Origin of the sequence: Dinoroseobacter sp. S76 (assembly GCF_049801095.1) — a bacterium.
Lineage (GTDB): Bacteria > Pseudomonadota > Alphaproteobacteria > Rhodobacterales > Rhodobacteraceae > Dinoroseobacter.
On record NZ_JBNAGH010000001.1, the window covers coordinates 638,093 to 649,860 of the forward strand.

Genomic DNA, 11,768 nt, shown 5'->3' on the forward strand with positions numbered 1-11,768 from the left:
AAGTCGTCATTTTTGTTCTTTTTTAGGCGCAAAATGCTGCGCAGGGGGCGAGCTTAGCACAGGTGACCATCTGGTCAAAATTGGCCACCCGCGTGGCTTGACCGATTCCGGTTCTGGCGGCACCCTGCACCCCGACCGGCGAATGGAGGAGATGGCATGAAAATCACTTGGCTGGGACATTCAGGCTTTCGCATCGAGATTGCCGACCAGATCCTGTTGGTCGATCCCTGGATCACCGGAAACCCCTCCTTCCCGGTCGATCAGAAGGCCGCCGCCATCGCCGACGCCACTCAGATCCTGATCACCCATGGGCACGGGGATCACAGCCCCGATGCAGTGGCCCTCTCCAGGGAACTGGGCGCACCGATTGTCGGGATCTATGACCTTATGACCTTCTGGGCGGAAACCGAGGGGGTCGAGGTGATCGGGTTCAACAAGGGCGGGACCGTAACCCTCGGCGAGGTGAACGTCACCATGGTCAACGCAGTGCACTCTTCCTCCGTCGCCACGGATCACGGGCCGATGTATGCCGGGGCCGAAGCCGGTTTCATGATCCGCGGCGAAGGCAAGACGATCTATGTCTCAGGCGACACGGATGTGATGGCGGATATGAAGATCTTCAACGATCTGCACCAACCCGAGATCGGCATCCTCGCCTGTGGCGGCCATTTCACCATGGATATGGAGCGCGCCGCCTATGCCGCGCGGAGCTTCTTTGACTTCCAGACCGTCATCCCCTGTCACTACAAGACCTTCCCCCTGCTCGCCCAATCGGCACAAGCGCTGATCGACGGGCTGCCCGGCACGGATGTGCGCACGCCCGAGGTGATGGAAACGATTGAGCTCTAGGGCGCGACAGGCTTTCTTAAGTCTCTAAATATCCTCGCCGAAGGCATCCTGACCGCGCAGCACACGCGTCCGTCGATCAGGCGCGCCGCGCGGCGAAAAAGGCCTTGAGAAGCGCCTCCGCCTCCGCCGCGCCGACCCCGTCCACAACTTCTGGCGCGTGATGGGATTGCGGCTGGGCAAAGACCCGCGCGCCATGAGCCACCCCGCCGGATTTCGGATCCGCGGCACCGTAAACAACCCGTGCCACCCGAGCCGCCGCAATCGCGGCGGCGCACATGGCACATGGCTCCAGCGTCACATAGAGCACCGCGCCCGGCAGTCGCTCGGACCCCGCCGCCGCGCAAGCCGCGCGCAGCACGAGGATCTCCGCATGGGCGGTGGGATCGCTGAGCTCCCGCGTGCGGTTCCCCGCCCGGGCGAGCTCAGCCCCGTCCGGCCCGAACAACACGGCACCAACGGGGACCTCGCCCCGCGCAGCAGCGGCGCGAGCCTCGGCAAGGGCGGTATCCATATGTCGGGCGAAGGGGCGCATGCCCCCTCATGCCGCGCCGCGCGCGCCCGGGCAAGGCCGCTTGGGGCTTTCCCAGCGCGCCGGTCTTCGCTAAGCCCGGCCCATGACACAAACCCCTCCTCCCGGCGACCGGATCGCCAAGGTCCTGGCCCGGGCCGGGATCGCCTCGCGCCGCGAGGCCGAGCGCCTGATTGCCGAAGGTCGGGTGACCGTGAACGGCAAGACCGTCGAGAGCCCCGCGCTCAACGTCACGGAGGCCGACAAGATCACCTTCGACGGCAAGGCACTGGAGCCCCCGGCCCCGCCGCGCCTTTGGCGCTACCACAAGCCCACGGGGCTCGTGACCACCGCCAAGGACGAAAAGGGCCGAGAGACGGTGTTCGACGCCCTGCCCCCGGAACTGCCCCGGGTGATGAGTGTCGGACGGCTTGATCTGAATTCCGAAGGCTTGCTGCTCCTGACCAATGATGGCGGGCTCAAGCGCAAGCTGGAGCTGCCCTCCACCGGCTGGCTGCGCCGCTACCGCGTGCGGGTCAATGGCGCGCCGGAGGATGCGGATCTCGCCCCACTGCGCAAGGGGATCGAGGTCGAAGGCGAGCGCTTTCAACCCATGGAGGCCCGCCTCGACCGCCAGCAGGGCTCCAATGCCTGGCTCACCGTGGGGCTGCGCGAGGGCAAGAATCGCGAGATTCGCCGGGCCATGAGCGCGCTGGGGCTGACCGTGAACCGCCTCATCCGGATCAGCTATGGGCCGTTCCGGCTGGGCGACCTGAAGGCGGGCGAGGTCGAGGAGATCAAGGGAAAGGTCCTCCGCGATCAGCTCGGGATGGAAGACGAAACACCGCCCGAGACCAAGAAGCCCCGCCCGCGCCGCCGTCGCAGCCCGCCGCGGCGCTGATCGCGCCCGGTTCCGCGGGATCCGGCAATAATCCCGATAGTTGCGCCCAAACCCTAGGCTAGACCTGCGGAACACCATATATTGGGCCGGAGAACGGTGTGGGGATCCCGGATGAGCGGAAGTGGCCTGAGACTTTTGGCGTTTTGCCTGCTGGCAGCGCTGATCCTCTATGCTGGTCTGGGCGGAGGTCTGTCATGAGCCGCCGCTTTGGGGGCAAATACAGCCCCGGTGCCGAAGGCGAGACGCCGACCCAGGCCGCCCCAAACCCGCCCCGTCCGCGCATGCCCGCCCGCCGCAGCCGTGTCGGCGCCCGGGTCAATGCGATGTTTTTTCTGCCTCTTCCCATTGGCCTGACCGCCTTTGGGAAGGATGCCACGGGCCTCGTGCTGAGCCTTGTAGCGCTCGGGCTGATGCTGGGCGGTGCCTGGATGCTGCGCGAGGGTCTTCTGGCTGAAGAGGCCTATGACGCACGCAAGGTCGCCAAGCGGCCCGCCCTGCCCCGCAAGATCTTTGCCGCTGTCCTCGCTGGAGCGGGGCTTGCGCTCGTGGGGGTCTCGAACGGGATCGGCCTGCTGGGTGCGGGGCTTTTCGCGGTCGCTGGCGCGGGCCTGCATCTGGCGGCTTTTGGCCTCGATCCTCTGAGCGACAAGGGCGCCGAGGGCGTCGATGCCTTCCAGACCGAGCGCGTGGCCCGGGTCGTGGATGAGGCCGAGGCGTACCTCAAGGCGATGTCCGACGCGATCCTGCGGGCGGGCGACCGGGCGCTGGAGCTGCAGGTCGACCAGTTTGCCGCCACTGCACGCGACATGTGCCGCCGTGTCGAGGAAGACCCGCGCGACTTGACGGCTGCACGCAAATATCTCGGCGTCTATTTGATGGGAGCACGGGACGCGACGGTGAAGTTTGCCGATCTCTATGGCCGCAGCCGCGATGCGAGTGCGCGGCAGGATTATGTGGCGCTGCTCAAGGATCTGGAGGCCAATTTCGCCTCCAAGACCGACGCGCTGCTCCTCGAAGACCGCACCGATCTCGATGTCGAGATCGAAGTGCTGCGCGACCGGTTGGCGCGCGAAGGCGTTCGCGCCTGAACCCGCAACACCAGAAGGATTGAAGGAACAAGCCCATGTCAGACACCGTTCGCGCCAAGGCTGAAGCCGCGCTGGCAGAGGTCACCGAAGTGACCGAAACCCTGCTGCCGACGCCCAAGACCGCCCTCGTCCCTCTGGCCGAGGCGGAGGCCCCCGTGGCCGAGAACATCCGGCGCGCCATGGATGAGATCGACATGGGCGACACCCAATCCATTGTCCGCTTCGGTTCGGGCGCACAGGCGGAGCTGCAGGAAATCAGCCAGTCCATGCTCGACGGGGTGCGCAACAAGGATGTGGGCCCGGCGGGCGACAGCCTGCGCAACATCGTCACCACGATCCGCGGCTTCTCGATCTCGGAGCTCGACGTCCGGCGCGAGCGCAGCTGGTGGGAAAGGCTCACGGGCAAGATGGCCCCCATGGCCAAGTTCGCCGCCCGCTATGAGGAAGTGCAGGGTCAGATCGACAAGATCACCGATGACCTGCTGAACCATGAGCACGTGCTGCTCAAGGACATCAAGTCGCTCGACAAGCTTTACGGCAAGACGCTGGATTTCTACGACGAGCTGGCCGTTTACATCGCCGCCGGTGAAGAGAAGATCGCCCAGCTCGACGCCACGACCATCCCCGAGAAGGTCGCCGAGGTCGATGCCGCCCCCGAAGAGCAGCAGGTAATGAAGGCGCAGGAGCTGCGCGATCTGCGCGCAGCCCGGGACGATCTGGAACGCCGGGTCCATGACCTGAAACTGACGCGCCAGGTGACCATGCAATCCCTGCCCTCGATCCGGCTGGTGCAGGAGAACGACAAGTCCCTGGTCACCAAGATCAACTCGACCCTGGTGAACACCGTGCCCCTCTGGGAGACCCAGCTCGCCCAGGCCGTGACGATCCAGCGCTCCCGCGAGGCGGCAGAAGCCGTGCGCGGCGCCAATGATCTGACCAACGAGCTGCTGACGGCCAATGCGGATAATCTTCGTCAGGCCAACCAGATCGTGCGCGAGGAGATGGAGCGCGGCGTCTTCGACATCGAAGCCGTCAAGCAGGCCAATGCCACCCTGATCGCGACGATCGAGGACAGCCTGCGCATCGCAGATGAGGGCAAGGCCAAGCGGGCCGCCGCCGAAGAGGATCTCGAGAAAATGGAATCCGAGCTGCGCGACACGCTGGCCGCCGCCAGCTCCCGCGGGGATGGCACGGGCTACAATGCCGGGAGCGCTGTGCCGAACGCATGACGAAGCGGGTCATCAGACGGGGGCGCGCCACGGGAGCGCTGGCCGGGCTTGCGCTTGGCCTCTTGGGCTGTGTGCCGCTGGACGTGGCCGATCCCGGGGCGACCTCACCCCAGCCCACGCCGCGTTCCGCCGTGCCGGAGCCGTCCCAGGCCTCTCGCGATCTGATGACCTTCTATGCCCGTTATGAGCAACGGCAGCTCACCTCGGGTTTGTTGCGAACCGATGGCGGCGGGGTGGACACGCCCTATACCGCCCGGCAACTGGCCGAGAATTTCGAGCGGATCGCGCTCTTTGACGAATACACCCTGCGGGGCGGACGCTTCGTGGCCCAGCAGACCGAGAGCCGTTTGCGCCGCTGGAAAGGGCCAGTGCGGATCCGGCCCGCTTTTGGCCGCTCGGTCTCGGAAGATCAGAAGACCCGCGACCGGGCCGAGCTGGAAAGCTATGTGGCGCGGCTCGCGCGGGTGACCGGGACGGATATCCGCACCACGGTCCGCGATGCGAATTACCACGTGCTTTTTCTGAACACTGATGAGCTGCGCGCAGCGGGGCCGATCCTGCGGGATCTCGTCCCGGGGATCGACGATGTCATCGTGCGCGACATCACCGAGATGGATCGGCTGACCTTCTGTTCGGTCTATGCGATCTCGGGCTCCGAGACACCGAATGACTACGAGACCGCCGTGGCGATCATCCGGGCCGAGCATCCCGACCTTCTGCGCCGGGGCTGCATCCATGAGGAAATCGCCCAGGGCCTCGGCCTTGCCAATGACAGCCGCGACGCGCGGCCCTCGATCTTCAACGATGATGACGAATTCGCCCTGCTCACCAGCCATGACGAGCAGCTTCTGCGCATCCTCTATGACGCGCGCCTCACCCCCGGCCTCACCCCGGACGAAGCGCGCCCCCTTGTCCAACAAATCGCCGCCGAACGCATGGGCGGCGGCAGCTGACGCCTGCCGAAAGGACCGATTGCATGAGTATCCTCGACTTTCTCTCCGGCCAGTTCATCGATGTCATCCATTGGGTGGATGATCGCCGGGACACCATGGTCTCGCGGTTCGAGCGGCAGGGGCATGAGATTAAGTACGGCGCCAAGCTGACCGTGCGCGAGGGCCAGGCGGCGGTCTTTGTCCATGAGGGGCAGCTGGCGGATGTGTTCACTCCGGGGCTCTATTTCCTCGAGACGAACAACATGCCGGTGATGACCTCGCTGCAGCATTGGGATCACGGCTTCAAGAGCCCGTTCAAATCCGAGATTTACTTCGTCAACACGACCCGGTTCAACGACCTGAAATGGGGCACCAAGAACCCGATCATGCTGCGCGATCCGGAGTTTGGGCCGACGCGGATCCGGGCCTTTGGCACCTATTCCGTGCGGGTGACGGATCCGGCGCGGTTCCTGTCCGAGATTGTCGGGACCGATGGTGAGTTCACCATGGACGAGATCAGCTTTCAGATCCGCAATATCATCGTGCAGGAGTTCAGCCGCGTGATCGCAGGCTCCGGCATTCCTGTGCTGGACATGGCGGCCAACACGGCCGAGCTGGGCAAGGGGATTGCCACAGCGATCTCGGGCACGATTGCCGAGTACGGGCTGACCCTGCCGGAGCTCTACATCGAGAATATCTCGCTGCCCCCGGCGGTGGAGGCGGCGCTCGACAAGCGCACTTCCATGGGGCTGGTGGGCGATCTGGGCAAGTTCACCCAGTATTCCGCTGCCGAGGCGATGACCGCCGCTGCCCAGGCCGGGGGCGATAGCGGCATGGGCGCCGGGCTTGGCGCGGGCATGGGGATGGCCATGGGCGCGCAGATGGCCCAGGCTGCTCAGCCCGGTCCCTGGGGTCCACGCCCGGTGGCCCAAGCCGCCCCGGTGCCGCCGCCCCCGCCGGTGGAGCATGTCTGGCACATCGCCGAGAATGGTCAGACCAAGGGGCCGTTCTCCAAGGCCGCTCTGGGCCGGATGGCCACCGACGGCGTTCTGACCCGCGAGACCTATGTCTGGACCCCCGGGCAGGATGGCTGGATGCGGGCCGAGGATGTGACGGAGCTGGCGCAGCTCTTCACGATCCTGCCGCCGCCGCCCCCGCCGCCCATGGGCTAAGCCAATCCGATGACCGAGACGCCCCCTCCCGCCCCCGCGCTGGAAGAGCACCGCTTTCCCTGCAACAATTGCGGCGCGGATTTTCGCTTTGATCCGGCGGGAAATCGGCTGATCTGCGATCATTGCGGCACAGAGGAGGAGATCGAGGGGCTCGCCCCGCCACCCTCAGGCATCACCGAGCAGGATTACCGCGCCGCGCTGAGCCGTCCGGAGACGCTGGACCTCGAAGAGACCCGGGTGCTGAATTGCCCGAACTGCGCGGCCCAGATCGAGTTCTCGCCGGAGCTGCACGCTGCCGAATGCCCCTATTGCGCGACGCCCGTGGTCACCGATACCGGGCGGCACCGCCATATCAAGCCCCAGGCCATTGCGCCCTTCGCGCTGGATGAGGCGACGGCCCATGAGGCGATGACCACCTGGCTCGGGCGGCTCTGGTTCGCGCCATCGGGCCTGTCGGACTATGCCCGCAAGGGGCGCAAGATGACCGGGGTCTATGCGCCCTTCTGGACCTATGATGCGGCGACGCGCAGCCAGTATTCCGGCGAGCGCGGGACGGTTTACTATACCACGCGGACGGTGATGCGGGACGGCAAGCCCACCACGGTTCGGGTGCAAAAGGTGCGCTGGCGGCGGGTCACGGGACGCGTGGCGCGGGCGTTTGATGACCTGCTGGTGCTGGCGGCCAAATCCTTGCCGAAGCGCTTCACGGATCAGCTGCCACCCTGGCCGCTCGCCGATCTAGTGCCTTACACGCCCGAGCTTCTGGCCGGGTTCCGGGCCGAGGGCTATACTATCGCGCTCGAGGACGGGATGACCGATGCCCGCGCGCAGATGGACGCGATGATCGCCCGGGATGTGCGCTTTGACATTGGCGGCGACCGGCAACGGATCCACAGTATCCAGACTCAAGTCTCGGATGTGACCTTCAAGCATATCCTGCTGCCGATCTGGGTCGCGGCCTACAAGTATAACGGCAAGAGCTATCGCTTCGTCGTCAATGGCCAGACTGGCAAGGTCGCGGGCGAGCGCCCCTATTCCGCCTGGAAGATCGCGGCGGCGGTGCTGGTTGGGGCGATTGTGGCCGGGGCCATCGGCTATCTGGGCGCGACCCAGGGCTGACAGGTCCGAATTTCGCGCCCCGCCGGCAATGTTACCGCTAGCATTTTGGATCAATTTGCGTAGTGTCCGCCCCGAAGACGGAGGGAGAGCGACATGATCCTATGCGCGGGCGAGGCCCTGATCGACATGCTGCCGCGGGAAACCAGCGGTGGGGAGGCGTGCTTTGCCCCCGTGGCGGGCGGCTCGGTGTTCAACACCGCCATTGCCCTCGGGCGGCTCAGCGCGGATGTGGGGCTTGTGACGGGCCTGTCGCGGGACCTCTTTGGCGAGGTCCTGTCCAATGCGCTGGCAGCCTCAGACGTGGACAGCCAGCTCGCGATCATGTCGGATCGCCCGACGACCCTGGCCTTCGTGACCCTCACCGACGGGCACGCGAAATACGCCTTCTACGATGAAAACACGGCTGGCCGCCTGCTGGAGCCGTCGGACATGCCCGATCCGGGACCCGAGGTGGGCACCCTGTTTTTTGGCGGCATCAGCCTCGCGGTGGAGCCATGTGCCGCGGCCTATGAAGCGCTCTGCCTCAAGGCCGCAGAGGGTCGCGTGGTGATGCTCGACCCGAATATCCGCCCGGGCTTCATTCAGGATGAGGCGGCCTTCCGCGCACGGCTCGACCGGATGCTTGCGGTGGCCGATATCGTGAAGGTCTCGGATGAGGATCTGGCCTGGATTGTTGGCGACGGCCCTCTGGACGAGGCTGCCACTGCCCTGCGTGCGCGCGGCCCATCGATCATCTGCGTCACACGCGGTGCCGAAGGGGTCGAGGCCCATCGCGCGAGCGGCGTGACCCGGGTCGCGGCGAAGGCCGTATCTGTGGTCGATACGGTGGGCGCGGGCGACACGTTCAACGCGGGGTTCCTTGCGGGGCTCTCCGAGGCGGGCGCGCTCTCGCCCGAGGGCCTCGCCGCGCTTTCCGAAGACACGCTCAGCGCAGCTCTGAGCCTCGGGGCCCGGGCAGCGGCGATCACCGTCAGCCGCGCAGGTGCCAACCCGCCCTGGCGCGATGAGCTGACATGAAGGCGCTGATCCAGCGGGTCTCGGAAGCCTCGGTCACGGTGGACGGCGCGGTGATCGGGCGATGCGGGCCCGGCCTGCTGATCCTTGTCTGCGGGATGCCCGAGGACACGCCGGAGAGCGTCGCGGCCCTGGCCTCCAAGATCTCGAAACTGCGGATCTTTCGGGATGAAGGTGGACGCATGAACCGCTCGGTTCTCGACACCGGGGGCAGTGCGCTGGTGGTGAGCCAGTTCACTCTGGCCGCCGATACCTCGCGCGGGAACCGCCCGGGCTTTTCCGGGGCAGCCGCCCCCGAACAGGGCGAAGCGCTCTATCTCGGATTTGCCGAGGCCCTGCGCGACACCGGCGTGGCGGTGGAGACCGGGCAGTTCGGCGCGGATATGAAGGTCGCGCTCCTCAATGACGGCCCGGTCACGATCTGGATGGAGGGTTAGGGGCTAGAAGGCCGCCGCCTCCTCCGCGATCTCGGTCAGCAGGGTCTGAACCGCCTGCATCGGGCCGTCCGGATAGCTGCGATGGCCGATCACCACCTCGCCCCCCCGATCCGCCACGAAGACGCCGTAGGGGCAATGGCCGATATTCATCGGATCCGCCTCCATCACCTCGCGCGAGATCTTGGCCGAGCAGAAAAGAAACACCTGCGCCTGATCAAACAGCACCACATCGCTGCCCACATCCGTCCCGGTGCGGGCGAGCATCTCGCCCACATGGCTCACATAGTCGATCACCAGCCCCCGATCGAGGATCGCGCTTTCGATGCCGAAGAGCGCATCCTCATAGTCGCCCTCCGTGGGATAGGTGAGGATATCGTCGCCCGCCTGGGCGGCAGAGGCCATGGCGAGAGAGCCCGCCAAAAGGAGAGTGCGGAACGCGGTCATGGGACCACCTTTCAGGGTCTAGGGGTGCGGCGGCGCCGAAGGGGCCCCGCCGCGGGTTTCGATCAGCCGAACATGTCGGTCGTGATGCCCGCATACCAGCCGAGGCTTTCCTCGTAGGTGGCCTTGCGCAGGGCGGCATCCTCGCCCGTGTTCGAGATGAAGCCGGTGGTCTTGGCGATCTTCTCTTCCGTGGCCTCATAGGAGGCGCCGACCTTCACACCGTCTTCGGTCGCGATCAGCGACCAGCAGGTGTTGGAGAATTTCGCCGGGAAGACACGGCTATCGGTGAGCGCGCCGCGCACGGCCATGGCGGCCACCTTGGCCTGGCTGTTGGCGGAATAGCCCGATTTCGGCATATCGCCCTGCTGGCTGGCATCGCCGAGCACGTGGATATTCTCATCCTCTCTGCTCTGCATGGTGGCCGGCACGACCGGCGCCCAGCCTGCCTCGTTGGTGAGGCTCGCCATATCGGCGATGCGCCCCGCCTTCTGGCCAGGGATCACGTTGCAGACATCGACCTTCTCGACCTCGCCGTCGATCACCACCTCCATCGCGTCCGGGCGCACCTCGACACTGGCGCCGCCGAAATCCGGACCGATCCGGTCGACCATCCCCGCATAGTGGTTCTGCCAGCCTTCCTCGAAGAGACCCTGTTTCGAGAACTTCTCCTTCGGGTCCACAATCAGGATCTTGGCCGTCGGGTTCATCTGGCTGAGCGTATGGGCAACCATCGAGATCCGCTCATAGGGCCCGGGCGGGCAGCGATAGGGGTTGGGCGGAGCGACCATGCAATAGGTCCCGCCCTCGGGCATGGCCATGATCTGCGCCTTCAGGAGCTGCGCCTGAGTACCGCCCTTATAGGCGTGGGGCATGGCGTCCTGCGCGCTGAGATCCCAACCGGGCACGGAGCCGTCCTTGAAATCGATCCCCGGGCTGAGGATCAGCCGGTCATAGGGCAGCATCGCGCCGCCCGCGAGCGCCACCATCTTGGCATCGCGATCCACGCCCACGGCCCAGTCATGGACCACGTTGATCCCGTAATCCGAGGCCAGCGTGCCATAGGAATGGCCGAGATCATCATATTCCTGGAACCCGCCGATGTAGAGGTTCGAGAAGAAGCAGGTGTAGTAGGTGCGTGTCGGCTCCACGAGGGTCACATCGATCGCGCCCTTGCTGTCCTTGGCAATATAACGGGCCGCGGTCGCGCCCCCGGCGCCGCCGCCCACCACGACCACCCGTGGTTTGCCTTGCGCACGCACCATGGGCGCTGCGAGGCTTGCGGACACCGCCGCACTGGTCGCAATGAAATTCCGTCTTGAAATGGTCGTCATGGTCTCTCCTCCCCGATCAACCTGAGCCCCGGGACTACCCGGGATTTTCAAAAAACGCGGCCAGGGCGGCGATTTCCTCATCGCTGAGACGCCCGGCGATCATCTGCATGACCGGATGCGGCCGCAGTTTGGTTTTGTATGCGTGCAATGCGAGCACAAAATCCTCTGTCGGCCAATAGGCAATAGAGGGAATGCCTTGATCTGACCCATCAATCTGGTGGCAGGAGGTGCATTCCGAGGCCAGGTAGGCCCCGTATTCCGCATCCCCCTGCAGTGCCAGGATATCCGGCGGCAGATCAGGCACCGAGGCCGTCGCCGTCGGCTCCGCCTCCGGGATGTTCGCCGGGCTCACCGTGAAGTCGCGCATATAGGCCAGCACATCGGCCCTGTCCTGGGGGTCTTTCAGCCCGCGAAAGCTCATCCGCGTGCCCGAGACCAGCGCCCGGGGGTTGGCGAGATAGGCATCCAGGGTCCGCAGATCCCAGATCAGCCCGTCATTGCCCGCGCGCACCATGGATTTCGAATAGGGAAACCCGTCCAGCGCCGCCGCATCGCGCCCGAAGATCTCGTTCAGATGGGGGCCGATCCGGCTCGTCGCCTCCGGCCCGATCTGATGGCAGCCCGTGCATTGCTTGAAGATCCGGGCACCACGCTCCGGATCGCCGATTGCATCCGCAGCAGCGGCGCCGGTCCATCCGACCAGCGCCGCCGCCCAGAGCAGGGGTGTCAGCTTCCCCTGCATCC

13 protein-coding genes are annotated in these 11,768 nt (G+C 65.8%); 9 read left to right on the forward strand and 4 right to left on the reverse strand.

Features of this window, described 5'->3' with window-relative positions:
- Nucleotides 1–156: 156 nt before the first annotated feature.
- On the forward strand, nucleotides 157–849 hold the full coding sequence (locus tag ACP153_RS03100; RefSeq protein ID WP_424969504.1) for a metal-dependent hydrolase: 693 nt from the start codon (nucleotides 157–159) through the stop codon (nucleotides 847–849).
- A 76-nt stretch (nucleotides 850–925) separates the two neighbouring features.
- Here the strand turns inward: ACP153_RS03100 and ACP153_RS03105 are convergent, their stop codons facing one another.
- The gene (locus ACP153_RS03105; RefSeq protein ID WP_424969505.1) at nucleotides 926–1,381 is read right to left on the reverse strand and encodes a nucleoside deaminase; all 456 of its coding nucleotides are present in this window, start codon (nucleotides 1,379–1,381) and stop codon (nucleotides 926–928) included.
- Between the two features lie 82 nt (nucleotides 1,382–1,463).
- Between ACP153_RS03105 and ACP153_RS03110 the strand changes: the two genes are divergently transcribed.
- From ACP153_RS03110 to dtd, 8 genes are all read left to right on the forward strand, one after another.
- Nucleotides 1,464–2,258 carry a pseudouridine synthase gene (locus ACP153_RS03110; RefSeq protein ID WP_424969506.1) on the forward strand — a complete coding sequence of 265 codons (795 nt, stop codon included), beginning with the start codon at nucleotides 1,464–1,466 and terminating at the stop codon, nucleotides 2,256–2,258.
- A 194-nt stretch (nucleotides 2,259–2,452) separates the two neighbouring features.
- Entirely contained in the window at nucleotides 2,453–3,346 is an 894-nt protein-coding gene (locus ACP153_RS03115) for a 5-bromo-4-chloroindolyl phosphate hydrolysis family protein (protein WP_424969507.1), read from the forward strand.
- A gap of 35 nt (nucleotides 3,347–3,381) precedes the next feature.
- A complete protein-coding gene (locus tag ACP153_RS03120) occupies nucleotides 3,382–4,575 on the forward strand; it encodes a toxic anion resistance protein (protein ID WP_424969508.1) in 1,194 nt (397 codons plus the stop codon).
- Entirely contained in the window at nucleotides 4,572–5,528 is a 957-nt protein-coding gene (locus tag ACP153_RS03125) for a DUF2927 domain-containing protein (protein WP_424969509.1), read from the forward strand. Before ACP153_RS03120 ends, ACP153_RS03125 begins: the two co-directional genes overlap by 4 nt.
- A gap of 23 nt (nucleotides 5,529–5,551) precedes the next feature.
- Nucleotides 5,552–6,679, forward strand: a complete 1,128-nt coding sequence (locus ACP153_RS03130; RefSeq protein WP_424969510.1) for an SPFH domain-containing protein — start codon at nucleotides 5,552–5,554, stop codon at nucleotides 6,677–6,679.
- A 9-nt stretch (nucleotides 6,680–6,688) separates the two neighbouring features.
- Complete coding sequence (locus ACP153_RS03135) at nucleotides 6,689–7,798, forward strand: primosomal protein N' (replication factor Y) - superfamily II helicase (protein ID WP_424969511.1); 1,110 nt, start codon at nucleotides 6,689–6,691, stop codon at nucleotides 7,796–7,798.
- 93 nt (nucleotides 7,799–7,891) lie between these two features.
- Nucleotides 7,892–8,815, forward strand: a complete 924-nt coding sequence (locus tag ACP153_RS03140) for a carbohydrate kinase family protein (RefSeq protein WP_424969512.1) — start codon at nucleotides 7,892–7,894, stop codon at nucleotides 8,813–8,815.
- The gene (gene dtd, locus ACP153_RS03145; protein ID WP_424969513.1) at nucleotides 8,812–9,249 is read left to right on the forward strand and encodes a D-aminoacyl-tRNA deacylase; all 438 of its coding nucleotides are present in this window, start codon (nucleotides 8,812–8,814) and stop codon (nucleotides 9,247–9,249) included. Before ACP153_RS03140 ends, dtd begins: the two co-directional genes overlap by 4 nt.
- A 3-nt stretch (nucleotides 9,250–9,252) precedes the next feature.
- Here dtd and ACP153_RS03150 read toward each other — a convergent pair whose 3' ends face one another.
- From ACP153_RS03150 to ACP153_RS03160, 3 genes are all read right to left on the reverse strand, one after another.
- Nucleotides 9,253–9,693 carry a DUF302 domain-containing protein gene (locus tag ACP153_RS03150; RefSeq protein ID WP_424969514.1) on the reverse strand — a complete coding sequence of 147 codons (441 nt, stop codon included), beginning with the start codon at nucleotides 9,691–9,693 and terminating at the stop codon, nucleotides 9,253–9,255.
- A 62-nt stretch (nucleotides 9,694–9,755) separates the two neighbouring features.
- Nucleotides 9,756–11,024: an FCSD flavin-binding domain-containing protein gene (locus ACP153_RS03155; RefSeq protein ID WP_424969515.1), complete on the reverse strand. Its 1,269-nt coding sequence runs from the start codon at nucleotides 11,022–11,024 to the stop codon at nucleotides 9,756–9,758.
- A 34-nt stretch (nucleotides 11,025–11,058) separates the two neighbouring features.
- Complete coding sequence (locus ACP153_RS03160; RefSeq protein WP_424969516.1) at nucleotides 11,059–11,766, reverse strand: c-type cytochrome; 708 nt, start codon at nucleotides 11,764–11,766, stop codon at nucleotides 11,059–11,061.
- Between the last annotated feature and the right edge of the window lie 2 nt (nucleotides 11,767–11,768).

Excerpts from the sequence above, each read along its gene's own strand:
- ACP153_RS03100 (WP_424969504.1), top strand. The coding sequence starts at position 157 with ATGAAAATCACTTGGCTGGGACATTCAGGCTTTCGCATCGAGATTGCC.
- ACP153_RS03105 (WP_424969505.1), bottom strand. The coding sequence starts at position 1,381 with ATGCGCCCCTTCGCCCGACATATGGATACCGCCCTTGCCGAGGCTCGC.
- ACP153_RS03110 (WP_424969506.1), top strand. The coding sequence starts at position 1,464 with ATGACACAAACCCCTCCTCCCGGCGACCGGATCGCCAAGGTCCTGGCC.
- ACP153_RS03115 (WP_424969507.1), top strand. The coding sequence starts at position 2,453 with ATGAGCCGCCGCTTTGGGGGCAAATACAGCCCCGGTGCCGAAGGCGAG.
- ACP153_RS03120 (WP_424969508.1), top strand. The coding sequence starts at position 3,382 with ATGTCAGACACCGTTCGCGCCAAGGCTGAAGCCGCGCTGGCAGAGGTC.
- ACP153_RS03125 (WP_424969509.1), top strand. The coding sequence starts at position 4,572 with ATGACGAAGCGGGTCATCAGACGGGGGCGCGCCACGGGAGCGCTGGCC.
- ACP153_RS03130 (WP_424969510.1), top strand. The coding sequence starts at position 5,552 with ATGAGTATCCTCGACTTTCTCTCCGGCCAGTTCATCGATGTCATCCAT.
- ACP153_RS03135 (WP_424969511.1), top strand. The coding sequence starts at position 6,689 with ATGACCGAGACGCCCCCTCCCGCCCCCGCGCTGGAAGAGCACCGCTTT.
- ACP153_RS03140 (WP_424969512.1), top strand. The coding sequence starts at position 7,892 with ATGATCCTATGCGCGGGCGAGGCCCTGATCGACATGCTGCCGCGGGAA.
- dtd (WP_424969513.1), top strand. The coding sequence starts at position 8,812 with ATGAAGGCGCTGATCCAGCGGGTCTCGGAAGCCTCGGTCACGGTGGAC.
- ACP153_RS03150 (WP_424969514.1), bottom strand. The coding sequence starts at position 9,693 with ATGACCGCGTTCCGCACTCTCCTTTTGGCGGGCTCTCTCGCCATGGCC.
- ACP153_RS03155 (WP_424969515.1), bottom strand. The coding sequence starts at position 11,024 with ATGACGACCATTTCAAGACGGAATTTCATTGCGACCAGTGCGGCGGTG.
- ACP153_RS03160 (WP_424969516.1), bottom strand. The coding sequence starts at position 11,766 with ATGCAGGGGAAGCTGACACCCCTGCTCTGGGCGGCGGCGCTGGTCGGA.